21 protein-coding genes and 3 tRNA genes are annotated in these 24,787 nt (G+C 66.5%); 7 read left to right on the forward strand and 17 right to left on the reverse strand.

The features are described 5' to 3' along the window. Positions 1-8: 8 nt before the first annotated feature. Entirely contained in the window at positions 9-1,604 is a 1,596-nt protein-coding gene (locus tag ACZK4H_RS08680) for an alkaline phosphatase D family protein (protein WP_099554296.1), read from the forward strand. Between the two features lie 100 nt (positions 1,605-1,704). Here ACZK4H_RS08680 and ACZK4H_RS08685 read toward each other — a convergent pair whose 3' ends face one another. The 4 genes from ACZK4H_RS08685 to ACZK4H_RS08700 form a co-directional block, all read right to left on the reverse strand. After that, positions 1,705-3,813, reverse strand: a complete 2,109-nt coding sequence (locus tag ACZK4H_RS08685) for a phosphocholine-specific phospholipase C (RefSeq protein WP_099554294.1) — start codon at positions 3,811-3,813, stop codon at positions 1,705-1,707. Between the two features lie 8 nt (positions 3,814-3,821). Next, positions 3,822-6,200, reverse strand: a complete 2,379-nt coding sequence (locus ACZK4H_RS08690) for a TonB-dependent receptor (RefSeq protein WP_099554292.1) — start codon at positions 6,198-6,200, stop codon at positions 3,822-3,824. Positions 6,201-6,315: 115 nt separating this feature from the next. Then, positions 6,316-7,242 carry a c-type cytochrome gene (locus ACZK4H_RS08695; protein WP_099554290.1) on the reverse strand — a complete coding sequence of 309 codons (927 nt, stop codon included), beginning with the start codon at positions 7,240-7,242 and terminating at the stop codon, positions 6,316-6,318. After that, a complete protein-coding gene (locus ACZK4H_RS08700; protein ID WP_099554288.1) occupies positions 7,239-8,585 on the reverse strand; it encodes a c-type cytochrome in 1,347 nt (448 codons plus the stop codon). The genes ACZK4H_RS08695 and ACZK4H_RS08700 overlap by 4 nt, the downstream gene beginning before the upstream one ends. 183 nt (positions 8,586-8,768) lie before the next feature. Between ACZK4H_RS08700 and ACZK4H_RS08705 the strand changes: the two genes are divergently transcribed. Then, the gene (locus tag ACZK4H_RS08705; RefSeq protein ID WP_049412666.1) at positions 8,769-9,887 is read left to right on the forward strand and encodes an alpha/beta fold hydrolase; all 1,119 of its coding nucleotides are present in this window, start codon (positions 8,769-8,771) and stop codon (positions 9,885-9,887) included. Between the two features lie 81 nt (positions 9,888-9,968). Here the strand turns inward: ACZK4H_RS08705 and ACZK4H_RS08710 are convergent, their stop codons facing one another. Next, complete coding sequence (locus ACZK4H_RS08710; RefSeq protein WP_099554323.1) at positions 9,969-11,108, reverse strand: MFS transporter; 1,140 nt, start codon at positions 11,106-11,108, stop codon at positions 9,969-9,971. Positions 11,109-11,292: 184 nt separating this feature from the next. Here ACZK4H_RS08710 and ACZK4H_RS08715 point away from each other — a divergent pair, with 184 nt between their 5' ends. Together ACZK4H_RS08715 and ACZK4H_RS08720 are read left to right on the forward strand one after the other, a co-directional pair. Next, the gene (locus tag ACZK4H_RS08715) at positions 11,293-11,988 is read left to right on the forward strand and encodes an alpha/beta hydrolase (protein WP_099554286.1); all 696 of its coding nucleotides are present in this window, start codon (positions 11,293-11,295) and stop codon (positions 11,986-11,988) included. A 144-nt stretch (positions 11,989-12,132) separates the two neighbouring features. Next, the gene (locus ACZK4H_RS08720; protein ID WP_099554284.1) at positions 12,133-14,337 is read left to right on the forward strand and encodes a TonB-dependent siderophore receptor; all 2,205 of its coding nucleotides are present in this window, start codon (positions 12,133-12,135) and stop codon (positions 14,335-14,337) included. Positions 14,338-14,450: 113 nt separating this feature from the next. Here ACZK4H_RS08720 and ACZK4H_RS08725 read toward each other — a convergent pair whose 3' ends face one another. Next, positions 14,451-15,152, reverse strand: a complete 702-nt coding sequence (locus tag ACZK4H_RS08725) for a pirin family protein (protein ID WP_099554282.1) — start codon at positions 15,150-15,152, stop codon at positions 14,451-14,453. Positions 15,153-15,292: 140 nt separating this feature from the next. Here ACZK4H_RS08725 and ACZK4H_RS08730 point away from each other — a divergent pair, with 140 nt between their 5' ends. Then, entirely contained in the window at positions 15,293-16,213 is a 921-nt protein-coding gene (locus ACZK4H_RS08730; RefSeq protein WP_099554280.1) for a LysR family transcriptional regulator, read from the forward strand. Between the two features lie 572 nt (positions 16,214-16,785). Here ACZK4H_RS08730 and ACZK4H_RS08735 read toward each other — a convergent pair. The 10 genes from ACZK4H_RS08735 to ACZK4H_RS08780 form a co-directional block, all read right to left on the reverse strand. Next, positions 16,786-16,862: transfer RNA gene (locus tag ACZK4H_RS08735), tRNA-Arg, on the reverse strand. Between the two features lie 32 nt (positions 16,863-16,894). After that, positions 16,895-16,971 (reverse strand) — tRNA-Arg (locus ACZK4H_RS08740). Between the two features lie 69 nt (positions 16,972-17,040). Next, a tRNA-Arg gene (locus ACZK4H_RS08745) sits at positions 17,041-17,117 on the reverse strand. Next, positions 17,108-18,034 carry an alpha/beta hydrolase family protein gene (locus tag ACZK4H_RS08750; protein ID WP_099554278.1) on the reverse strand — a complete coding sequence of 309 codons (927 nt, stop codon included), beginning with the start codon at positions 18,032-18,034 and terminating at the stop codon, positions 17,108-17,110. Before ACZK4H_RS08750 ends, ACZK4H_RS08745 begins: the two co-directional genes overlap by 10 nt. Further along, entirely contained in the window at positions 18,031-18,840 is an 810-nt protein-coding gene (gene thiD / locus ACZK4H_RS08755) for a bifunctional hydroxymethylpyrimidine kinase/phosphomethylpyrimidine kinase (protein WP_099554275.1), read from the reverse strand. The genes ACZK4H_RS08750 and thiD overlap by 4 nt, the downstream gene beginning before the upstream one ends. A 64-nt stretch (positions 18,841-18,904) precedes the next feature. Then, complete coding sequence (locus tag ACZK4H_RS08760) at positions 18,905-19,573, reverse strand: YoaK family protein (RefSeq protein WP_099554273.1); 669 nt, start codon at positions 19,571-19,573, stop codon at positions 18,905-18,907. An 11-nt stretch (positions 19,574-19,584) separates the two neighbouring features. Then, on the reverse strand, positions 19,585-20,091 hold the full coding sequence (locus tag ACZK4H_RS08765; RefSeq protein ID WP_099554271.1) for a hypothetical protein: 507 nt from the start codon (positions 20,089-20,091) through the stop codon (positions 19,585-19,587). Next, on the reverse strand, positions 20,088-21,488 hold the full coding sequence (locus ACZK4H_RS08770) for a PhoH family protein (RefSeq protein WP_014646742.1): 1,401 nt from the start codon (positions 21,486-21,488) through the stop codon (positions 20,088-20,090). The genes ACZK4H_RS08765 and ACZK4H_RS08770 overlap by 4 nt, the downstream gene beginning before the upstream one ends. 84 nt (positions 21,489-21,572) lie before the next feature. Beyond that, positions 21,573-22,052: a peroxiredoxin gene (locus ACZK4H_RS08775; RefSeq protein ID WP_099554269.1), complete on the reverse strand. Its 480-nt coding sequence runs from the start codon at positions 22,050-22,052 to the stop codon at positions 21,573-21,575. Positions 22,053-22,143: 91 nt separating this feature from the next. Further along, complete coding sequence (locus tag ACZK4H_RS08780) at positions 22,144-22,704, reverse strand: glycine cleavage system transcriptional repressor (RefSeq protein ID WP_005409051.1); 561 nt, start codon at positions 22,702-22,704, stop codon at positions 22,144-22,146. A 164-nt stretch (positions 22,705-22,868) separates the two neighbouring features. Between ACZK4H_RS08780 and dapA the strand changes: the two genes are divergently transcribed. After that, positions 22,869-23,762: a 4-hydroxy-tetrahydrodipicolinate synthase gene (gene dapA, locus ACZK4H_RS08785; RefSeq protein WP_099554267.1), complete on the forward strand. Its 894-nt coding sequence runs from the start codon at positions 22,869-22,871 to the stop codon at positions 23,760-23,762. 32 nt (positions 23,763-23,794) lie between these two features. After that, a complete protein-coding gene (locus tag ACZK4H_RS08790) occupies positions 23,795-24,310 on the forward strand; it encodes a hypothetical protein (protein WP_005409053.1) in 516 nt (171 codons plus the stop codon). A 150-nt stretch (positions 24,311-24,460) separates the two neighbouring features. Here the strand turns inward: ACZK4H_RS08790 and fdxA are convergent, their stop codons facing one another. After that, entirely contained in the window at positions 24,461-24,784 is a 324-nt protein-coding gene (gene fdxA, locus ACZK4H_RS08795; RefSeq protein ID WP_099554265.1) for a ferredoxin FdxA, read from the reverse strand. Between the last annotated feature and the right edge of the window lie 3 nt (positions 24,785-24,787).

Below are 24,787 nucleotides of genomic sequence, written 5' to 3' on the forward strand. Positions count from 1 at the left end.
GCACAGCCGTGGATACGATCAATCGCAGGCGATTCCTGGCCCTGGCCGGCCTGTCCGCTGCCGGTGCCTGGATGGGCACGGCACACGCGCTGGCCGCGCAGGCCGATGCCACCGCGCTGAACCCGCGCAACCTGCTGGCCAAGCCGCGTTTTGCCAGCACACCCTTCACCCTGGGCGTGGCCTCGGGTGATCCATCGGCCGATGGCATGGTGCTGTGGACGCGCCTGGCGACCGAGCCGCTGGTGTTCGGCGGTGGCATGCCGGCCCGGCCGATGCGGGTCGAGTGGCAGCTGGCAGCAGACGAAGGCATGCGCAAGGTGGTACGCCAGGGGGCGGCGATGGCGCATCCCGAACTCGGCCACGCCGTGCACGTGGAACTGTACGGGTTGGCGCCCGGACGGCCCTACTGGTACCGCTTCACCGTCGGTGGCCACGCCAGTGCGGTCGGCTGCACCCGTACGCTGCCCGCAGCCACGGCCGTGGTGGACCGTGTGCGCTTTGCGGTGGCCGGTTGCCAGCACTACGAAGAAGGCCACTACACCGCGTGGCGGCGCATTGCCGAGGAGCCGCTCGATTTCGTCTTCCACTACGGTGATTACATCTACGAAGGCGAAAGCCAGCCGGGCCTGCGGAAGATGAACGGCCAGCCGTTCACCAACCTGCGCAACCACGTGGGGCCGCAGACCTACACGCTGGACGATTACCGCCGCCGCTACGCCCAGTACAAGAGCGATGCCGACCTGCAGGCCGCGCATGCGGCGGCACCGTGGTTCGTCACCTTTGACGACCATGAAGTGGACAACAACTGGGCCGGTGCCGGAGACCAGGATGACACGCCCAGCGAAGTGTTCCTGCTGCGTCGCGCACAGGCGTTCCAGGCCTACTACGAGAACATGCCGCTGCGCCGCTCGGCATTCCCGCGCGACGGCCACATGCAGATGTACCGGCGCGCGCGCTACGGCACGCTGATGGATCTGCACCTGCTCGACACCCGCCAGTACCGCAGCAAGCAGGTGAACATGGCGCTGCGTGAGGAGGTGGAATCGGCGGAGCGCAGCATTGTGGGGGCGAAGCAGGAACGCTGGCTGTTCGACGGCCTGGGCGATGCCGCACCGCGCTGGCATACCGTCGCCCACCAGGTAGCGCTGGGCAACTACATGCGCGAGAAGGACGGGGTGGTGCAGTCGTCCGACGACCAGTGGTCAGGCTATCTGGACAGCCGCCGGCGCCTGCTTGACCACATCCAGAAGGTGGGCTTCGGCAACGTGGTGACCGCCTGCGGCGACGCGCATCGCCACTATGCCAGCGATCTGGTGCAGGACCACCGTGACTCGGGTGTGATCTCCAGCGAGTTCCTCGCCACGTCGATCACTTCCGGCGCCGATGGCCAGGGTGTGGACGCGTATGCCAGGAACCAGCTTGCGCACAGCCCCTATCTGAAGGCGACCACCGACAAGCGTGGCTACGTGCTGTGCGATGTCACCCGCGATGCGTGGATCGGCGACATGAAGACGCTGGATACCGTGATGCAGCCGAATGGCGCGGTGCAGAGCTGGAAGCGCTATGCGGTGGAGCATGGCCGGCCAGGGTTGCAGGAGGCCTGAATCTATCGGTCAACCCTGTAGAGCCGAGCCCATGCTCGGCTGCTCTTTGATAACTGACCGGAAAAGCAGCCGAGCATGGGCTCGGCTCTACAGAGATCCTTCAATCGTGCTCGAACCGCAGTGGTTCGCTGCCCATCGCCGGGTCACTGGTGCCGGGGCGCCCGTCCTCGGCACGGCCGGCCAGGCGCAGGACATTTTCACCTGCGCTGACCTGTAGGTCATACCAGCCGGCGGTAGGCGTTGCATCCCACGCCAACGAAGTCTCTGCATGCGCCGGCAGCGCCACCGTCTGCTCCGGCATGTGTCCGGCATAGGCGCCAGCCTGCACACGCACCTGCTGCGCGCTGTCATCCAGGTTGCGCAGGTGCAGCCGCAGTTGGCCATCCGTGCGATCAATTGAAGCCTGCACGGCAGGATCCTTGGCCGCCCCCTGGAAGTGGCGGTGGAAGCCGTTTGGGCCCAGCAGCCACAGGTCATAGCGGCCCTGGGCATCGAGCGGCCAGCGCTCGCGCAGCGGCATGTCCGGCAGCAGCGTGTAGCGGCGTGGCACCGCATCCAGCCGCAGCCGGTCGTAGACATGCAGCACCGCCGCCGCACCTTCGCAGGCCAGCGCCAGATCCACGCCCGAGGCGTCGACCGCAGCAATCGCTGCCTGCGGCCGATAGGGCAGGGCGCGTGCAGGGCGTACGCCGCTTTCCTGCTTCGCTGGCTTCAGCCCCTCCGGCAGCGCCGGCACGGTACGCCCTGGCAGCGCCGCCGCTCGTGCCGCCACCGCGCTTACATCGGGCAGGCCGCGCACGAACGGGCGGATATCGCGCTGGGCGAAGTCGAAGGCGCCCGTCAGGTCACCGCAGACCGCTCGGCGCCACGGCGAGATGTCCGGCGCGGCGACACCAAAGCGACGTTCAATCAACCGTATGACCGAGGTGTGGTCGTACACCTGTGAATCGACCCAGCCACCACGGCTCCACGGCGAGATGACGTACAGCGGCACGCGCGGGCCGAGACCATACGGGCGTCCGCGCAGCTCGGCAGCATCGTACTTTTCATCGCCCGGCGCGGGATGACGGTGATACTCGCCCTCGGTGCTGACCGACGAGGCACCTGCCCATCCACCGTTCACCGGTGAGGGAGGGGCAGGTGGTGGCATGTGGTCGAAGAAGCCGTCGTTCTCGTCGAACATCAGCAGCAGGGCGGTGCGGCTCCACACCTCCGGATCGGCGGTCAGCGCGTCCAGCACGCGTGCGGTATAGGCCGCACCCTGTGCCGGGCTGGAAGGGCCAGGATGCTCGCTGCCCGCGGCATCGGCGATGATGAAACTGACCTGCGGCAGGTGCCCACCGATCACGTCCTGGCGCAGCTGCGCCAGGCCACGCGTGCTGACCCCGCGTGCGCGCAGCTGCGGGTCATGCCCCGGCGCAGCGCGATGGGCCTGGCGGAATGCCTCGAAGCCGGCCAGCGGGTTGTCCGTGAAGTTGTCGGCCATGTCCTGGTAGATCTGCCAGGACACGCCGGCGTTCTGGAGGCGCTCGACATAGCTGGTCCAGCGGTAGGACGCCGGGTGCCCGCCCTGTTCGGGGAAGTTGTCGTGCGAGTTGGCGATCACCGGGCCGCCAGCACGCGCGTGTGCATCATTGTGGCCGGTCCACAGGAATACCCGGTTCGGGTTGGTGCCGGCCTGCATCGCGCAGTGGTACGCATCGCAGAGGGTAAAGGCATCGGCCAGCGCGAACTGGAACGGCAGGTCGCTGCGCTGGAAGTAGCCCATCGAGTGGTTCTGCTTGGCCTTCGGCCAGTGCCCCATGCGCCCGTGGTCCCAGGCGCGCTGCGCATCGGGCCAGGTGTGTGGCGTGCCTTCCACCCGCATGTAGCCGAAGTGCGCGGCGGTATCCAGCGGGAAGGGCGCGATCGCACGCTTGCCGCTGGCATCGGGCTGCAGCCACAGGCTGCGCACGCGGCCACCGGCCTGCAGCGCGGCAGCCGGGGCCACGAAGCGGTCGCCGAAACCACGTACACCCGGCAGCGTGCCGAAGTAGTGGTCGAACGAACGGTTCTCCTGCATGAGCACCACGATGTGCTGCAGGTCTTCGAGGCTGCGCGTCTGCGCGGCGGGGGCGATCGCTGCGGCCCGGGCGATGCTGGGCAGCAGCGGGGAAAGGCCGGCGGCAACGCCGGCCTGCAACAACCGGCGTCGGCCGATATCGGTCACTGGCTCACTCACAGGTCCACGCGGAAGGAGATGCCGACGGTGCGCGGAGCGCCGATGAAGGCGTTGTCACGGCCGTCCACCCCTGCAAGATACCGCTTATCGGTGAGGTTGCTCACCACCAGGTTGGCACCCATGCCCTTCAGGCGCGGCGACAGGCCCTGCAGGTCGAAGCCGATGTTGGCGTTGAACACGGTGGCCGAGGGCAGCTTGTTGACGTTGGCGGCATCGAGATAGCGCGTGCCGAGGTAACGGCCGGAGAGGCCGAAGTTCCAGTTGGCGCCCTGCCAGTCGGCCGACAGCACCAGGGTGTTCTCCGGCTGGCCGATCACCTTGGCACCGTCGACGATGCCCAGCTGGGTATCGCGCGCGGCGTTGCCGCTGCCGAGGTACTTGGAGCGGTTGTAGGTGTAAGCCGCGTTGATCCGCCAGCCATTGTCCCAACCATAGCCGAACGCCGCTTCCAGGCCGTTGCTTTCCACGCCACCGAAGTTCTCGTAGACGCCGTCGGTCTCGCCCAGGTAGTCGATGCCGCTGACGAAGCCCGCGGGCAGGTAGACGATGCGGTTGTCGAACTTGATGTTGTAAAGCGTGACCGAGGCGGTCAGCGGCCAGCGGCTGATGCGCATGCCCACTTCGATGTTGTCGGCGGTTTCGGGCTCGACGTTGCGGAAGCGCTGCGGGTCGGTCTCGCCAAGCACGCCGGACGGAATCGCGGCGAAGTTCTGCGAGAAGCCGGCGAACAACTCCATGCCTTCCACGCCGGGTGCCCAGGTGAAGCCGGTGGACAGCAGTGGATCGGACTTGGAATCGGAGGTGACGTGCTCGCTGGCACCGATCACGCGGCGGCGCGACTGGTCGACGAAGAACTGCTTGACGCCCAGGCGCGCGCTGAACGGACCGAAGCGGGCCACGTCCTCGACGTAGTACATCTGCTCGTCGACCTTGTATTTGTCCTCGAACTGCACCCAGTACGGCTGATGGTCGAAGTCGATGCTCTGGCCGACATTGAGTAGGCGATGCCAGTCGCGGCGTGCCGAACGGTCCAGCTTCTCCACCCACAGGCCGCCACGGATCGTGTTGTCGACCGCGCCGAAGGTCTGTCGCCACTCGACATCGGCGGTCACGCCCATGCGGTCGTTGTCGTAGTGCGTGTGGCGATACGACTGCGCGCCCAGCACGTTGCCGGCGTAGCAGTTCGGATCATATTCGGCGGTGAAGCCCAGCCGTGGCGTGCAGCTGGCCAGGCGCTGCGCGGCGCTGCCGTCGGGATTGACGAAGAAGATCTGGCCACGGTTGCTGCCGCCGTACACGGTCTTTCCACCGATGTACTCCGACTCGGGGCGGCCCGCACCGTCATCGCTGACCTGCGCCAGGTAGGGTGGCAACCAGTCGCCACGGCCCTGCATGCGGTGCCCGTAGGCGGCCACCGAGGTCTTGAATCCATTGCCGCCGTCAAAGGCTGCGCGAAGGTAGCCGAAGGTGTTCTCGCGCAAGGCGCGCGAACCGGAGCGGTAGTTCTGGTCCAGGTACGGAATGCCGGTGAGGGTGCCGACCAGGTTGTCGCGCTCGGGATTGGTCGCGAACCCCTTCGGTGAGACGCTGGTGTATTCCGGCTCGTCGGCATCGTTGTAGGACAGGTAGCCGGTCAGGGTCCAGCGGTCCAGTTCGGTGATGAACTTGCCGGCGATGTGGTCGTTGCTGGCGTGGCCGGTGCCGTCGATCCAGTCGTGCACCTTCGAGGAGGAGGCGCTGACCCAGGCGCGGGTGTGGCCGCCGAGCAGGCCGGTGTCGTAGCGTACGTAATACTTGCGCGCATCGTTGTCACCGGCACCGACCACGAAGCGCAGGCGACTGTCCTGCAGCGGGTCGCTGGTGAGGAAGTTGAGCGTGCCGCCCAGCGCTTCGTTCGAGCGCGAGGAGATATCAGCGGTGCCCTGGCTGACTTCCACCGTCTCCAGGTCGAGGGTGTCGATGTAGCGGTTGGCCAGTGAGCCGCCACCGTAACCTGAGCCGCCATTGGGCAGGCCGTCGATGGTGGTGCCGATCTGCTGCGTATCGCGGTTGGTGACGAAGCCGCGCATGCTGATCTGCGTGCCCCACACCGACGAGCCGGTGGCATCGGCCTCGCTGACCACCACGCCCGGCACTTCATTGAGCGCGTCGTTGACGCTGCTCATCACCGTCTGCCGGTTCAGCGTTTCCGCGCGCACCGAGGTCTTGGCGTAGCTGGTGGCCTGGCCGATCACCTGTACCTGGTCCAGGGTACGGGCGTCAGTGCTGCGCGCTTCGGCCGCGTCGCCCTGCGGTGCTTCGGCCAGGGCGTCCAGGGCGGGGGCGATCAGCAGGGCCAGCAGCGAGACACGGGGAAAGCGCGCAATCGTTCGCATCGAAACCGGACCTTCAGAGGGAGGAAACCCCGGAGTGTCGGCAGCGCCAATGACATCGGCATGACGTGACGATGCAGGAATCGTGTTATGCGACGGCCGGCACCTGCTGCCTGCTTCAGTACCGCGCGTCCTTGGGTTTCGGGTCGCGCGGCCAGTCCTTGGCCTTGTTGGCGAAGTCCGGCCGGGGCTGGTTGATGAAGTAGCTGGCGATGTCCACCGCATCCTGGTCGGGCATCGCCTGCTGGCCCAGTGGTGGCTCGCGGGTCACCGCCGGTGGCATGTTGTGCTTGACGAAGCCGGCGGCCTTGTACAGGCGCGCCATGCCGGCGCCGATGTTGAAGCTGTGGTCGCCCCATAGCGGCGGGAAAGCGATGTCACCGCTGGCGTCGCGCCGTCCTTCGCCGTTGTCGCCATGGCAGGCGGCGCACTGCACGGCGTACAGCGCCCGGCCGCGGACCGGGTCCGGGGTCAGCGTGCTGTCGATGGGCCCCTCACTGGGGGCGGCCACCTTTGCACCGTCCGGCACAGGACTGCTCAACCACGCCATGTAATCGAGCATCGCGCGCATCTGCGGTGAGTCCTTCGGCAGCGGCTTGCCGTTCATTGAGCGCTGCAGGCAGCCATTGATGCGCTCGGTCAGCCCGATCACCTTGCCCGGACGCGGCATGTAGCGCGGATAGGCGCCGCCGCCGGTATTGAAGTAGTGATTGCCGAAAGGCCGCTTGCCCTCGGCCATGTGGCACGAGTTGCAGTTCAGATCGTTGCCGACATTGTCCGGCAGCAGCCGTGCGGTCTCGTTGAGGATGCGGCGGCCGAGCATCACGGATTCGGCATTGCCGAGCCCAGCGATTTCTTCGGCGCTGGGCGCATGGTAGTGGCCGACCACCTTGCCCTGCGCATCGAGGATATCGATCGTGCTGGCCACGGCGGCATCCAGATCCGGGTACAGATGACGGTAGGCGAGGGTACCGGCGCCGGCCAGCACTACGAGGGTGATCGCACTGCCAATCAGCAGGCGGGAACGCGTGCGCGAACGCTTCATTGTGCGGCCTCCTGCGGAACGTAGTGCACCGGCTTGTCGCGCACCACCCGGCGCATGCGCGCCACGTCGACCTCGCTCACCGCGCTGGCCTGGTTGCCCCAGCTGCTGCGGATGAAGGTCAGGATCTGTGCCAGCTGCGCATTCGGTAGCTGCTCGAAGCCGGGCATGGTGAAGGCCATGCGGTCGTGCGGGGTATGCGGCGTGCGGCCGCCGATCAGGGTTACCTGTACCAGCGAGCTGGGATCGTCAGCGAACACGATCGAGTTGCCGGCCAGGGCCGGATAGACGCGCGGCATGCCGCGCCCGTCGGCACGGTGGCAGGCCTGGCAGTGCTCGGCATAGGCCAGCGAACCGGCCACGCGGTAGTTACCGCTGCGCAGTGCGGCGGTGGTGGTGTCGGTACCGGGCGACCACTGCGCACTGCGGCCCTCACGCGCCGGCAGCTGTTTCAGGTAGCGGGCCATGGCCAGCAGGTCGGTGTCGGACAGGTACTGCGTGCTGTGCTCGACCACGTCGGCCATGCCACCGAAGGCTGCCGATCGATCGGTGCGGCCGGTGCGCAGGAAGTCGACGATCTCGTCCTCGCTCCAGCTGGCCAGGCCGGTCGATTCATTGCGCAGGTTCTTCGCATACCAGCCTTCCAGCACCGAGCCGGACAGGAACTGGCGGCTGCCATCATCGGCCATCGCCTTTTCCTGGAACGCCAACCCGCGTGGCGTGTGGCAGGCGCCGCAGTGGGCCAGGCCTTCCACCAGTTCGGCGCCGCGCTGTTGGCTGGCATCCAGCGACGGATCCGGGTTGAACGTGCGCGGGCGTGCGAACAGCAGCTGCCACCAGGCCAGTGGCCAGCGCATGTTGGCCGGCCACGGGATCGTGCTGTCGGCGTTGTCCTGCTTCACCGGCTGCACCGAGCCCATGAAGTAGGCGTACAGCGCCTTGATTTCGGCGTCGCTGGCGATCACGTACGAGGCGTACGGCATGGCCGGATACAACGGCTGCCCATCGTGACGGATGCCGCGACGTACCGCGCGTTCAAAGTCGGCGTAGTCGTAGGCACCGATGCCGGTCTGCGGATCGGGCGTGATGTTGGTCGAGTAGATCGTGCCCATCGGCGTCTGCATGCCAAGGCCACCGGCGAACGGCTTGCCGCCGGGCGCGGTGTGGCAGGCGGCGCAGTCCGCGGCGCGCGACAGGTACTGTCCCTGCGTGATCAGCGTCGGATCGTGGATGTCGACCTGCGCCGTCTGTCGCGGTGCGAACCAGTAGGGCGTGGTGCGGGCGATGCCGTAGGCGGCGGCCAGCGTGGCGGCCAGGGCAATGGCGAGCTTGAACGAGGTGCGCATGGCAGCACTGTGGGCAATCCCGCGCGCGCGTTCATTGATCCGGATCAATGACTGAACGGATACAGCTTGTACACCAAGCTGAATCGTTCCTGCGTTGTCATCAAGCCGTCATCCGCGCGCGATAGATGGCCCACGCCCGCGTCGCTAACCTGCCACGCTGTCGCACCTTTTCCCCGATTGCCCATGAAGCGCCTGCTGCTGTTGTTGCTGGCGTGCGCCGGCCTGTGGCTGGCTGCATGCTCGTCCTCGATCAATGCCTCGTCCACCTCGCTCGCCGATCGGCTGATCGCGCCGGGTGGCGTATCGACCCTGCTCGATCGTCCGCGCATTGCCGCGGCCATTGCCGAACTGCCCAATCGCCACGGCTTCGCGCCGGGCCGCGATGGCGTGCCGATCTTCTGGCGTGTGTTCGATCCTGGCGATTACGGCGCGCGTTACCACTACCTGCCGCAGCGCCACGAGAACGGCCTGCCGCTGGATACCGGGCTGAGCCTGGCGGTACCGCAGCCGTTCCGCGCACAGGCGCCGCGCGGCACCGTGGTGCTGCTGCACGGCTGGATGATGAACGGTGATTCGATGCTGCCGTGGTCGCTGCAGCTGGCCGAATCCGGCTACCGCGTGGTCACGCTCGACTTGCGCAATCATGGCCAGTCCGGTGCGGGGCCGTCCGGCTATGGCACCTACGAATCGGACGATGTGGTCGATGTGATCAACGAGCTGCGTGCGCGCGGCGAAGTGACCGGCCCGCTGTATCTGTTCGGCGTGTCGTATGGCGCGGCCACGGCGGTGTTCACTGCCGACAAGCTGGGGGACCAGGTGGAAGGCGTGGTGGCGATGGAATCGTTCGCCAACGCCGGCGTGGCCATCCGCACGATGATTCCGCACCTGATGGGGCTGCAGCCGGAAGGCTTGAAGGCGCAGGCGGTGGCCTCCTACGCGCGCTGGCGCTATGGCGGCCAGGACATCAACCAGGTGATCGCCGCCGCCAGCCGGCGTATCGACGTTGATCTGGACCGTGTGGACGTGGCCCGCGCGCTGGCCGATACCCGCGCCTGCGTGCTGCTGCTGCACGGGCAGGGCGACCAGCACATTCCGGTCAGCCAGGGCCGCGAACTGGCCCAGGCCAACCCGCGCGCGCACTACATCGAGATGCGCGGCGAGGATCACATCACCCTGCCGCTGCGGCTGGACCTGCTGGCCGGCGTGGTCGACGACTGGATGGCGCGCGACGAGCACCATCCGCAGAGTGCCTGCCCGGCACCCCAGCTGCCGGCCCAGGCCGAGTGGCTGACGCGCAGCTGAGAAAAGGGGACGGAGGGGATTAAGTCGTTTCCCGCACTCCTGGGTTGGAAACGACTTAATCCCCTCCGTCCCCTTTTTCTGTCAGGCCACCCGTCTTGCCAGCGAGCGGGCAGACGCCGCGACGCCGAGCAGCAGCGCGGCCACGCACAGGAAGGCGAAACCGAGGCTGGTGGCATGTGCCAGTGCGCCGATCGCCGCCGGACCGGCGAGGATGCCGGCATAGCCCAGCGTGGTGACCGCGGTGATGGCGATGCTCTCCGGCATCACCCGCTGCTGGCCCGCCATCGAGAACAGCGCCGGCACGATGTTGGCGCAACCCAGCCCGACCAGCACGTAGCCGGCCAGCGCCACCGGGAACGAGGGCACCAGCGTGGCTAGGGTGAAGCCTGCTGCTGCAGTGATGCCGCCGATGACCAGGGTGCGGGTGCGGCCGAGGCGCTCGACGATACCGTCGCCGAACAGGCGCATCGCGGTCATCGCCAGGGTGAACAACGCGAAGCCGGCCCCGGCCTGGTCGCGTGGTACCTGCCGCACTTCAGCCAGGAACACCGCACTCCAGTCCAGCATCGAGCCCTCGGCAAGGAACACCACGAAGGCCAGCACGCCGATGAACAGGACCACGCCATGCGGCAGCGCCAGCAGAGGTCCTTCGTGCAGGATCCGTTGCGGACGCCAGTGCGGCGCCGACAGCACGGCCACCAGCAGCAGAGCGGCCACCGAAACCAGCGCGGCCAGCCACAGCGGCGTGCCGAGGATCAGCAGCCCGGTCATGCAGCCGGCGCCGACGAATCCACCGATGCTGTAGAAGGCGTGGAAGCCGGACATCATTGCGCGCCCGGCGTCGCGCTCGACCGCCACCGCCTGCATGTTCATCGCACAATCCAGTGCACCGACGCCGGCGCCGAACACGAACAGTGCCGCCCCCAGTGCCAGTGGCGTCGGTGCCAGTACCAGCAGGGGCAGGGCGCACAGCATCATCGCGCAGGTGATCACCATCACCCGGCGGCAGCCCAGCCGCCCGGTCAGCGCACCTGCCAGTGGCATCGCCAGCAGCGAACCCAGCCCGAGGCACAGCAGCACGGCGCCGAGACTGGCGTCGGACAGCCCGGCCTTGGCTTTGGCGTAGGGCACCATCGGCGCCCACGCGGCGGTGGCGAATCCGGGGATGAAGAAGGCGGCACGGGTGGCGTGCTGCTGGGCACGCGGGGATGAAGGCGTCATGCGCGATGCGAAGCTCCAGGGGATGCTCATGAAAACGTTTTCAAGTCGGATCGGCAAGTGCCATGCATGACATCGGGCGACGCATACGATTGCAATGACCCGATTGCGTCACCAGTGATTAACGCCATGCGCGGACAGTGGCTGCACGGTCGGCATCCCGCCGGCCGCTGCCGGAGACCTGTTCATGAGCACGACACCGACCATCCTCCTCGTCCATGGATTCTGGGGCGGGGCCGCACACTGGGCCAAGGTGATCCTGGAACTGCATCGCAACGGCCATGACCGCGTGCAGGCGGTGGAACTGCCACTCACCTCGCTGGCAGACGACGCAGGACGTACCCAGAAAATGATCCGGCAGATCGACGGGCCGGTGCTGCTGGTCGGCCACTCCTACGGTGGCGCGGTGATCAGCCAGGCCGGTAACGAGCCCAACGTGAAGGGCCTGGTCTACATCGCCGCCTTTGCTCCCGATGCCGGCGAGAGCCCCGGCGGAATCACCCAGCAGCATCTTCCGGAAGCGGCGCCGAACCTGGCCCCGGACAGCGATGGCTACCTGTGGCTGCGTGCCGACAAGTTCCATGAGAGCTTCTGCCAGGACCTGAGCGACGACGAAGGCCGGGTGATGGCAGTGACCCAGAAGGCGCCGTTGGCCAGCACGTTCGGCGATACGGTCAGCGATCCGGCGTGGAAGCACAGGCCGAGCTGGTACCAGCTGTCCCGCCACGACCGCATGATCGCACCAGAAAACCAGAAGGCCATGGCCGCAAGGATGCAGCCCAAGCGCCTGCTGGAGCTGGATGCCAGCCATGCCTCACTGGCCTCGAAGCCCAAGGAAGTAACCGCGTTGATCCTGGAGGCCTGCGCCGCCATCGGCGGTTGAGCCCCAGCAGCACAGCGCGACAGAACACAGCACGACAGCCGGGGCGCAGGGGAGTACACTCCTGCGCCTGCGGCCGCCCGGCCGCGTTCCCATCCTGCCTCCAGCCGCCGCCAGAGGATCCCACCCTATTGTGGAGGTCCTGCCGTGCTGTCTGTGCCCGTTGTCCGTCTTCCGTCCTCATTGCCGCGTCGCCGCCTGCTGCCGCAGGTACTCGCGCAGAGCCTGCTGATCGCATTGTTGGGCAGCAGCGCAATGGCTGCCGCGCAGTCCGTCACTGAAGCGGACAAGGATCGCCAGGCGCCAGCCTCGCAGACCCTGCAGACCGTGCAGGTCACCGCCAACCAGCTGGGCACCATCACCGAAGGCAGCGGCGCCTACACGCCGGGCACCATCGCCACCGCCACCCGCCTGGTGCTGACCCCGCGGCAGACCCCGCAGACCATCAGCGTGATCACCCGCGCCGAGATGGATGACTTCGGCCTGCACGGCATCGATGACGTGATGCGGGTGACCCCGGGCATCAGCATCGTCACCTACGACAGCGAGCGCACCGAGTACTACGCACGCGGCTTCGCCGTGCAGAACTTCCAGTACGACGGCATTCCGATGTCGCGTGACTCGGCCTACTCGGCGGGCAACACGCTCAGTGATACCGCCATCTATGACCGCATCGAGGTGCTCAAGGGCGCCACCGGTCTGTTGACCGGCATGGGAGATCCCGGCGCGACCATCAACCTGGTGCGCAAGAAGCCGGGCAAGGACTTCGCCGGCAGCGCGACGCTGGGCGTGGGGCGCTGGGATGACTACCGTGCCGAGATCGATGTCGGCGGCCCGTTGACCGCCGATGGACGCGTGCGCGGTCGTGCAGTGGGCGCCTGGCAGGACAAGCATTCCAATCTCGATTACTACCAGCGCACCAGCAAGGTCGGCTACGCGGTGCTGGAAGCCGATCTGGGCGAGCGCACGCTGCTGACCGTGGGTGGCGATGCGATGGACAGCGACCCGAAGGGCTCGACCTGGGGCGGCATTCCGCTGCTGGACAGTGCCGGCAACTTCAATGACATGCCGCGTTCGTTCAACAACGGCACCCGCTGGAGTGGCTGGCGCCAGTATGTTCGCACCGGTTTTGCCACGCTCGAGCACACCTTCGCCAACGACTGGGTGGCCAAGCTGCAGCTCAACCACCAGGTCAACGGCTATGACGCGGCGCTGGCGGGAGCGGCCGCTGGCAATCCCGATCCGGTCACCGGCGAAGGCGTGTCGTTGTGGCTGGGCAAGTACGTTGGCAAGACTGTCAGCAACGCGGCCGACTTCTACCTGAGCGGTCATTTCGGCCTGTTCGGCCGCGAGCATGAGCTGGTGGTCGGTGGCAGCGCCTCGCGCAAGCGCTGGACCAATACCGGTTACTCGCCGCAGCCAGGCTATCCGACCGAGGTGCCCGATTACCGCGCATGGCAGGGCGACATTGCGGAGCCGCAATGGCAGCGCAGCTACGACAACAATGAAGTGACGCGCGAGAATGGCGTCTATGTGGTCGGTCGTTTCGACGTGGCCGATCCACTGAAGGTGATCGTGGGTAGCCGCCTGGCCAGCTATCGCTCGCCGGGCACGCGCGAGAGCGGCGTGTTCGTGCCGTATGCCGGTGTGGTCTATGACCTTGGCGAGCACTATTCGGTGTATGCCAGTTACAGCACCATCTTCAAGCCGCACAGCGAACGCGACGAGCAGGGCAAGGCGCTGGATCCGCTGGAAGGCCGTAGTTACGAGATGGGCCTGAAGGCCGAGTTCCTCGATGGGCGCTTCAACGCCAGTGCGGCGCTGTTCCAGCTCGACCAGGACAACTTCGCCCAGCCCACCGGCGGCAAGACACCGGACGGGCAGGATGCGTATCGCGCCCTGATGGGCGTGCGTACCAAGGGCTACGAGCTTGAGATGTCGGGCCAGCTGGCGGAAGGCTGGCAGGTGCAGGGTGGGTACTCGCACAAGATCGCCCGCCAGGCCGGAGCCAAGGTCACCACGCTGGAACCGGAAAACCAGTTCAGCCTGCACACCAGCTATCGCCTGCGTGGCGACTGGCAGGGGCTGACACTGGGTGGTGGCGCGCGCTGGCAGGATTCCACTTTCGGCGAGATCACCAACCCGGCGACCAGTGCGCAGGTCGTGCATCGCACGCAGCCGTACTGGCTGCTCGATGCGATGGCGCGCTACCAGTTCAACGATCGCCTGTCGGCCACGGTCAACGTCAACAACCTGCTCGACAAGCGTTACTACACGATCTTCAACTGGTACAGCACCTACACCTGGGGTGAGCCGCGCAATGTACGGCTCACCTTGAACTACAAGTTCTGACGCGGGTCTTGTAGAGCCGAGCCCACGCTCGGCTGGCTGTCAAACCGCAGCCGAGCATGGGCTCGGCTCTACACATACGCCCGCGATGCTCTGCAGCATCGCGGGCGTTGTGGTTACAGCGGCAGGTCGAACACCAGCACTTCGGCGTCGTTGCCGTTTTCCAGGGTCAGCTGCGCTTCGTCGCTGACCTGCAGCGCATCACCGGCTTCCAGGGTGATGCCGTTGACCTGCAGCTGCCCACGGGCCACCTGCACATAGGCGCCACGACCATTGCCGAGCGCATGGTGCAGCTTCTGGCCGCCGTCGAGGATGGTGGCGAAGATGCGAGCATCCTGGTGGATGCGCAGCGAACCGTCGGCGCCGTCCGGCGAAGCGATCAGGCGCAGCTGGCCGCGCTTGCTGTCCGGCGTGAAGTGGGTCTCCTCGTAGGACGGCGCGATGTTCTCCGCATCCGGGAAGATCCAGATCTGCAGGAAGTGCACGGTCTCGTCGGCCGAGTGGTTGAACTCGCTGTGGGTGACGCCGCTGCCGGCGCTCATGCGCTGCACGTCGCCGTAGCGCAGCACCGAACCGGTGCCCATCGAGTCCTTGTGTTCCAGCGCACCGCCCAGCACGTAGGAGATGATCTCCATGTTGCTGTGGCCGTGGGTGCCGAAGCCCTGGCCGCCGATCACCTTGTCTTCGTTGATCACCCGCAGCGGGCCGAAGCTGACGTAGCGCGGGTCGTAGTAGTTGGCAAAGGAGAAGGTATGGAGCGAGGACAGCCAGCCATGCTCGGCCAGGCCACGGGTAGCGCTCTTGCGGATCTGCAGCATGATGGAATCTCCTTGTTCGATGGTTTCGATGGGGCGGGGTGGGCCGGTAGCCGCTGTGTTTCCCCGTTGGAGAGAAGTATCCGCTTGCGCCCGGGGTTTGAAAAACGGATAGTTTTGACAGCCATCATCGAAAAATTCGAATGCTCAAGCTCAGCCTCGATGCCCTGCAGATCCTGGATGCCATCGACCGCCGCGGCTCGTTCGCCGGCGCCGGCAAGGCCCTGCACAAAGTGCCCTCGACCATCTCCTACACCGTGGCCAAGCTGGAGGAGGACCTGGGCGTTCAGCTGTTCGACCGGGTCGGCCCGCGCGCCGAGCCGACCGAGGCTGGCCGCGCGCTGCTGGACGAAGGCCGGCACCTGCTGCGCGCCGCCCGCGAGCTGGAGCTGCGGGTGCGCCGGGTGGCATCGGGCTGGGAGACCGAACTGACCCTGGCGGTGGACTCGGTGTTCCCGACCTGGCTGCTGGGCCCGGACATCGCCGCGTTTCGTGAGGCCGAGGCACCAACCCGGCTGCGTCTGATCGGTGAGGCACTGTCAGGCACCTGGGAGGCCTTGCTGGACCGGCGTGCCGATCTGCTGGTCGGCGCGCCGGGTGAGGGCCCCAGTGGCGGTGGTTATGTGGTCGAGCCGCTGGGCACGGTGGAGTTCGTGTTCGCGGTCGCGCCCGATCATCCGTTGGCCGCAGTGCCAGGCGTGCTCGGTCGCGAGCAGCTGGTCGAGCACTGCGCGATCGCGGTCTCCGATTCGGCGCGACGGCTGCTGCCGCGCACGGTCGGCCTGTTGATGGGGCAGGAGATGCTGACGGTGCCGGACATGGCCAGCAAGCTGAAGCTGCAATGCGAAGGCGTGGGCTTTGGTTTCCTGCCCGAGCCATGCGCGCGCGCTGCGGTGGCGCGTGGCCAGCTGGTGATCCGCGAGGTGGAGGAGCACAAGCCGGAAGAGACCTTCTGGCTGGCCTGGCGCACCGGTGAGGATGGTGCGGCATTGCGCTGGTGGCGCGAACGCCTGCGCAGGCCGGAGCTGCTGTCGCAGTGGTGGCAGGCAATGGCCGGGGTGTAGGGTTTTGGCAGGGCTGCGCCCTGCACCCGCTAGGGGCTGGAGCAACAGCAACTGCAACAACAACGGAAGCTGGTTTCCTGAGGGATGGCGGGGTGGGTCCGGTTGCGGGGGCCGCTGCAAGTACGTCCATGTAAGCTCGGTCGCCGCATCCATGCGGCTCACGCCCCCGCAACCGGACCCACCCCGCCTTCGACAGAGTCCCGCTGCTGTTGGTAGGTGTCGACCTTGGTCGACACGGTAGATCCACGCCATGCGTGGATGCTCTTCGATCAATTATCGAAATACTCGAACTCGATGGAGATTCATCCACGCATGGCGTGGATCCATCAGATCGCGGAAATCTGTCAGAGGTGGGGCGGTGTCGGAGTGCGGGGTGTCAGCCGCATGGATGCGGCTGCCAAGGCTACATGGATGTACTTGCGCCGTCCCCGCACTCCGACACCGCCCCGCCAAACCACGGAATGCGTGCTGTTGCTGTTGCTCCGGCTGTGGCCTCTGCAGGTGCAGGGCGCAGCCCTGCCGGAAAACACACATAAAAAAACAGCAGGCCGAGGCCTGCTGTTTCGGTGTAATGGTGCGCCCGGAGAGATTCGAACTCCCGACCGCCTGGTTCGTAGCCAGGTACTCTATCCAACTGAGCTACGGGCGCCAATTACATAAACTTGTTGTGCTGACTGTGTATGGTGCGCCCGGAGAGATTCGAACTCCCGACCGCCTGGTTCGTAGCCAGGTACTCTATCCAACTGAGCTACGGGCGCGCGGTACACAATCAATCTACTGCTTAATTTTACTTCATTTCCAGCGGCGGATGCTGGAAACCTGTCGAGTGGTGCGCCCGGAGAGATTCGAACTCCCGACCGCCTGGTTCGTAGCCAGGTACTCTATCCAACTGAGCTACGGGCGCCCTGCGACAGGAGCGGAATTATGCGGATGTCGGCGCGCACCGTCAACAGTTTTGTGAAAATTTTCATCCAACTGAATGAAAAAGCTGTCAGCCACGGCGTCCGGGGCCTTCAGCCAGGCGAAGTGATCGGCGTGCGTGCCCAATTCCTGCGCGGACAGCACGCGCAGCTGCGCGACCACATTCGGCAGTTTCGCCAGCAACGTCTGCATCGATCCGGTCGGTGCCAGCCAGTCATGTTCCATCAGCACAGCCTGCGCGCTGCCATGCACGCGCGCCATCTGCGTGTCGAGGTCTTCGTCCATGCCGGCGGCGGCGTAATGGTTGTTCAGGCCGACGCGCGCCCAGTCGGCGATCAGGCCACGTGCCTCGGTACCGCCGAAGCCAAGGCGTCGCCCATGCAGGACGCCCTGGCGTTGCGCGATCCACGGCAGGAAGCGGTAGACCAGCGGCAGCAGCCAACCCCGCGGTGGCGGGAAGCCGCGCCAGAAGGGTGAGCCACTGGCGGCCAGCCACAGCCGGTTGAAGTGCTGCGGATTGCGCCCGGCATGCACGCATGCCAGCTGTCCGCCGAGGCTGTGGCCGCCGATGATCCAGGGCAGGGCGCCAGCCTCGTCATCCGCTGCGGCAAGGACCGCTTGGCTGGTCGGTAGATCCCGCTCGAGCACCTCGCGATAGCCCCAGTCCTGCGTGCGCGATGGCCGCAGTGAACTGCTGCCGTTGCCGCGCCACTCATGCAGGTAGACCGCCACGCCCTTCGCAGCCAGGGCCTGCGCCAGCGGAAGATAGTGGCGCGCAGCCACGCCCAGCGCGGGCAGCCACAGCAGGCGCGCGATGGGCTGTGCGGGCACGCAGGCGATCACTTCGTAGCGATGGCCGTCGATGCACTGCACGGCGAGGATGCGCGGTGTCAGGCTCATGCGTGCGGAGCCGCGCCAAAATGGTCGAGCACCAGTACTTCGCTGCGGCCCGGCGCATAGCCTTGCTGCAGCCCACGTGCAACGTAGTCGATGCCGGCTTCGCAGGCATTGGCCAGGCTCAGGCCGTTGCACAGCTGCGCAGCAATGGCCGAAGCCAACGTGCAGCCGGTACCGTGCGCATCCAGTGGCAGGCGCGCATGGATGAATTCTTCGCTGCTGACGCCGTCGAAATAGCGGTCGATCACGCGATTGCCTTCCTGCAGGTGGCCGCCTTTCAGCAGCACTGCGCCAGCACCGAGGTCGAGCAGGGCCGAAGCGGCCTGTTCTGCGTCTTCGCCGTTGCTGATCTTCCGGCCGACCAGCAGTTCTGCTTCCGGCGTATTGGGGGTGATCAGCGTGGCCAGCGGGATCAGGCGCTCACGCATGGCCTGCAATGCGCTGTCTTCCAGCAGGCGTGCGCCGCTGGTGGCGACCATCACCGGGTCCAGCACCACGTGGGGCGGACGATGCTTCTCCAGTGCGTCGGCGACGGCGTTGATCACTTCGGCGTTGGCCAGCATGCCGAGCTTCACCGCGTGGATGTCGAAGTCGTCGAAGCAGGCGTCCAGCTGTGCACGCAGGAAGTCGATCGGTGGCACATGCACGGCGGTCACGCCGCGGGTGTTCTGTGCGGTCAGCGCGGCGATCGCCGAAAGACCATGCACGCGATGCGCGGCGAAGGCCTTCAGGTCGGCCTGGATGCCGGCGCCGCCACCGGAGTCGGAGCCGGCGATGGTAAGGACGGAGACGGGAGTGGTCGGGCTCATCGGTTGATTGTGCCGTGGTCCAGCAGGGGAAGGTAGATCCACGCCATGCGTGGATGCCTTTGATTCAATGCCGCCAGCGCGCCCACTGCTGGTACATCACATAGCCCAGCCCGGTCAGGCCGGTCAGCAGGGCAGGGGCGAGCAGGGCGTCGTACTGCCAGCGTACGAACAGCCAGGCGCCGATGATGCCTCCAGCGAGGAAGCCGCTGATGATCAGGCCGCTGAGGGTCAGGCGTCGTACCTGCAGCGGCAACCCGCGCAGCAGGTGACCGAGGCCGATGCCCAGGTCGGTGAACATGCCGCTGAGGTGGGTGGTGCGCACCACCGCGCCACTGAAGGTGGTGGCCATCGCGTTCTGCAGGCCGCAGGCCATGGCGGCCGCCAGTGCGCCCCAGATCTGGTGTTGTTCAAAGAGCGGAATGGCGATCAGCAGCAGCGCCGATTCCAGCGCCAGTGCCACGCCGTAGCGCCGGCCCAGTTGCAGGGCGCTGTCCTGGATCAACAGGCCGCTGAGCATCGCGCCCAGCGAGAACGCGATCAGCAGCCCCCACAGGTGCCCGACGGCGCGCCAGTCCCCCTGTGCCAGTGCCATGCCGAGCTGGCTGGTGCTGCCGGTCATGTGGCTGACCGCCTGGTGCTCGAAACCGAGGAAGCCGACCACGTTGACCATGCCGGCCACGCACGAGAGCGCGACCGCGCCAATCCAGACCCAGGTGGGCAGGCGTATTCCCATCGACGGGGCCCTCAGGGCCCGCCGAAGCCGCCGTTGAACTGCAGCTCGCTGAAGGTGTTGCTGGCCGGATCGAACACTGCGCCCCAGAACTGCGTACCGCCGTCGCAGACGCGGATTGCTTCCCGTGCCGGATTGATGCCGCTGTCGTCGGGCAGGTGGAAGGCGTTGACGTAGATCAGCCGCTTGCCGGCGCTTTCGATGCCGACGTACTGGCGGTCGAAGTCCAGCACCTTCGGCACCTGCGCTTCAAGCGATGACAGCTGGGCTTCCAATTGATCGATCTGCTGCCGGCTGGGCGCCCAGTAGCCGCTGACCCGCCCGGCCTCGCGGCCGGGACTGGGTCGCGAACAGGTGTCGAGCACCTGCGCGGCGATGATCGGGCGGGTGACCACCCAGGACTGGCCGGTGCGCTCGGCGGTCGGCACGCTGGCCGGGCCGCGCGTAGTGGTGCAGGCGCCCAGGGTGGCTGCGAGGGCGATCGCAGCCGTGGGCAGCAGCAGGCGGGTGCAGCGGTTCACAACACCTCCGAAGCGTAATCGGCCAGGCGCGAACGCTCGCCCCGGCGCAGGGTGATGTGTGCACTATGCGGCCAGTTCTTGAAGCGATCCACCGCGTAGGTCAGGCCCGAAGTGGTTTCGGTCAGGTACGGGGTGTCGATCTGCTCGACGTTGCCCAGGCAGACGATCTTGGTGCCGGGACCGGCACGGGTGATCAGCGTCTTCATCTGCTTCGGGGTGAGGTTCTGCGCCTCGTCCAGGATCAGGTAGCGCGACAGGAAGGTGCGGCCGCGCATGAAGTTCATCGAGCGGATCTTGATGCGGCTGGCGAGCAGGTCGTTGGTGGCCTGGCGGCCCCAGGTGCCGCCTTCCTGGTTGTGCGTGAGCACTTCCAGGTTGTCGGTCAGCGCGCCCATCCACGGCGTCATCTTCTCCTCCTCGGTGCCTGGCAGGAAACCGATGTCTTCGCCGACGCTGACCGTGGCGCGGGTCATGATGATCTCGCGGTAGCGCTGCTGGTCCATCGTCTGCGCCAGGCCGGCGGCCAGCGCCAGCAGGGTCTTGCCGGTACCGGCGGTACCCAGCAGGGTGACGAAGTCGATTTCCGGGTCCATCAGTGCGTTGAGCGCGAAGTTCTGCTCGCGGTTGCGCGCGCTGATGCCCCACACGGCGTGGCTGCCATGGCGGAAATCATCGACCAGCGACAGCACCACCTTGCCGTCGCCGACCACGCGGCTGACACGCAGTTCGACTTCGTCTTCGCCGGGCAGGTAGACGTACTGGTTCGGGTACCACTCCTCGCCATCCTGCGCCTGGATTTCGTAATGCGTGCGGCCCTTGTCGCTCCAGCTGCGCAGGTCGTCGCCGTGACGCTTCCAGAAGTCTTCCGGCAGCTCGGTGGCGCCGGTGTAGAGCAGGCTGAAATCGTCCAGCGCGCGGTCGTTCTCGTAGTCCTCGGACACGATGCCGGCGATGGCGGCCTTGATCCGCAGGTTGATGTCCTTGGAAACGAACACCACCGGCAGGTCCGGGGTTTCTTCCTTCAGCGCCAGGATCGCGCCGAGGATGGCATTGTCCGGAATGACCTTGCCAAAGCTCTTGCCCGCGTCGAAATGGCTGGTCTGGAAGCGCAGCTTGCCCGCGCTCTGCTTGCCGCGCAGCTGCAGGCCATTGGGGCGCTGCAGCGGAATGCCGTCGGCCAGGTTGTCCAGGCCCGATGCCTGCACCAGTTCGTTGAGGAAGCGGCTCACCTGGCGGGCGTTGCGGCTCGCTTCGGAGGTGCCCTTCTTGCCGTTGTCCAGCTCCTCGATCACCTGCATCGGCAGGTAGACGTCGTGCTCCTCGAATTTGAACAGCGCGGTGGGATCGTGCATCAGCACGTTGGTATCCAGCACGTAGATGCGCTTGCCTCGGGTCATCGTCGATTCCTGGTTACGGACAGGGAAAAACCACCACGGCCTGCTGCAGGGCAGGGTGATGGCAGACACAGTAGGCAGTGGGACTCACTTGGACTGGGAGGCCTTCAGTTCGGCGAGAACGGCATCGGCATGGCCGGCAACCTTGACCTTGCGCCAGGACTGCACGATGCGGCTGTCGGGGGAAATCAGGAAGGTGCTGCGTTCGATGCCACGTACCTGCTTGCCGTACATGTTCTTCATCTTGATCACGTCGAAGGCGGTGCACAGCGCTTCGTCGCCATCGCTGACCAGCGGGAAGCTGAAGCCCTGCTTGGCACAGAAGTTGTCGTGCGACTTCACCGAGTCGCGAGAGACGCCGAGCACGACCGCACCAGCCTTCTTGAACTTCGGAAGCAGGGCGTTGAAGTCGATGCCTTCGGTGGTACAGCCTGGGGTGCTGTCCTTGGGATAGAAGTACAGCACCAGCCACTGGCCGGCATAGTCGCCGAGGGTGGCCTGGTCGCCACCGGACAGTGCCAGCGGCAGGGAGAGGGTGGTGCTGTCCAGGGTATCGCCGTTGTTCATGAGGTCCTTCTGTCGAGCCTGGGGTGTTTCTACGACAATTGCATGAAACGCCACGCGCCCGTGAGAGGCGCGCGAAAATCCGCACATCCGATCAGAATTTCATCGGGTCCATGATCGCGTCCAGGTTCAGGTGGTCGCAGAACTCGAGGAAATCGTCGCGCAGCGCGGCGATGTGCATGTTGGCCGGCACGCCGATGGTGACCTGCGCGCTGAACATCTCCGCACCGGTCTGCATGGCGCGGTAGCGCGTGCTCTGCAGGTTCTCGATGGTGATGCCCTGGCGGTCGAAGAAATCGGCCAGCTGGAACAGGATGCCCGGCTTGTCGGCGGCGATCACCTCGACGATGTACGGCAGCAGGTTGGACTGCGCCTGCTTGGCGGCGGTGCGGTACCAGACCAGCTTCAGGCCTTCCTCGCGCTCGAGCCGGGTCAGCATCGCTTCCAGCTTGGCCACCGAGTCCCACGAGCCGGTGGCCAGGGCGGTGACCGAGACATCGCGACCGACCGTGGCCAGGCGTGCGTCCACCAGATTGCAGCCGCTGTCGGCAATGCGGCGGGTGACGGACAGCAGGGGGGACTCCGGATGCGTCGTATAGGCGTTGATCAGGAGGTGGTTTTCGCTCGGCGCGGGGCGCGGGGTGGTGTCGGTCAAGGCGATTCCGGGTAATGCATGCGTTAGTCTGAATGCCCGCCAGAGGCGGGGATCCACCGGTGTCCAGCATACTTGCCCGTGCTTTCGCGCCGCAAGTAACATTCAGGTCGCCCCCGGCCTTTCGTGGCGGGCGTTTTCCCTTTCCAGCCAAGAGCAGCACGTCCTTGTCCCTTTCCGGCCTCATCACCGCGCTGGCGACCCCGTTCCGGGCCGACGGCGCCCTCGATCCCGACGGTTGGCAGCGCCTGCTGCACCTGCAACTGGAAGGTCGCGTCCATGGCGTTGTCGTTGCCGGCTCGACCGGCGAGGCGGCAACGCTCACCGATGCCGAGTACGACCTGCTGCTCGCCAGCGCGGTCGAGCGCATCGGCGGCCGCATCCCGGTCATGGCCGGTACCGGCCTGTCGGGCACCGCCAAGACCATCGAACAGACCCGCCGTGCCGCCGCGCTCGGCGCCAGCCATGCGCTGGTGGTCACCCCGCCTTACGTGCGGCCGACCCAGGCTGGCCTGATCGCGCACTACCGCGCGGTCGCCGACCAGGGCGGGCTGCCTGTCGTGCTGTACAACGTGCCAGGCCGCACCGGTTGCGACATGCAGCCGGAGACCGTGGCCGAGCTGGCCAGCCATCCCAACATCGTCGGCATCAAGGAGGCGGTGGGCGACACCGGCCGGGTGCAGGCGCTGCTGGCCCTGCGCAGCCCGCAGTTCGCCGTGCTCAGCGGCGACGACGGCACGGCGGCACGGTCGATCCAGGCCGGCGTCGATGGTCTGATCTCGGTCGGATCCAATGTGCTTCCGGGCGCCTACCGCCGGATGTGTGAGCTGGCCGTCGCCCACGACCATGAAGCCACCGGGTCCTGGGACGCGCGCCTGCAACCGTTCCATGACTTCTGCGGTGTCGAGCCGAACCCGATTCCGGTCAAGGCGCTGCTGCGCCGCATCGGCATCGGCCACGACCTGCGCCTGCCGCTGCTGCCGCTGTCGGCGCCGCACCATGCGGCCGCCGACCATCTTGCCGGCGACATCGCCGCCCTCGAAGCCCTTTCCAGCCACTGACCTTTCGTCTTGGTCTGACCCAGGAGATTCACATGCGTCAATCCGTTTCCACTGTCCGCGTGCTGTCCTACGCCCTGCTTGCTGTAGCTGTTGCGGCCGGCACCACCGGTTGCTTCAAGCGTGGCGTCAAGGGCGACTACGCCCTGGCCCCGGAAATGCGCCCGCTGGAAGTGCCGCCGGACCTGAACCTGCCGGCCACGACCGGTGACAACAAGGTGCCGGCGCTGGTTTCGGCCACCAAGCCGGCAGCACCGGCAGCCGCGGCTCCGGCCGTTGGCAACACCGGTTTCACCATTGCCGGCGGCAAGGATGAAGCCTTCGCCAAGGTCGGTACCGCGCTGGAAGGCGTGGAGGGCGTGACCATCGCCAGCCGCGCCCAGCTGCTCGGTTCGTACGACGTGGCCTACGAAGGCAGCAACTTCCTGGTCCGCGTGGTGGCCGTCGATGCTGGCGCCTACATCTCCGCGGTCGACCCGCGTGGCCTGCCGGCCACCGCCGAAGCGCCGGTGAAGCTGATCGCCGCGCTGAAGGCGAAGCTGGCCCAGTAAGGCCGGTCGGGTGGGCGTGGGCCCAGACCCGCACCTGCCCGGGTAGAGGCCGACCTTGGTCGGCACTTCTGTGCCAACCAAGGTTGGCACCTACCGAGAACAGAAAAGGGCGCCATGGGCGCCCTTTTCCGTTGTCGCAGCGGGCGCTTCTCAGCGCTCCAGCAGCTTCAGCTTGTCCGGCTTGCCATCCCACTCGCCGGCGTCGGCGGGCGGGTCCTTGCGCACGGTCAGCACCGGCCACTCCTTCGCCAGTTCGGCGTTGAGCACGACGAAGCCTTCCTGGCCGGCGGGGACATCGTCCTCCGGGAAGATCGCATTGACCGGGCACTCCGGCTCGCAGAGGGTGCAGTCGATGCATTCATCCGGGTCGATCACCAGGAAGTTCGGGCCTTCGTGGAAGCAATCCACGGGGCATACTTCCACGCAATCGGTGTGTTTGCACTTGATGCAGTTTTCGGTGACGACAAAGGGCATGGG

The organism is Stenotrophomonas sp. 78350_Sma, assembly GCF_056482105.1.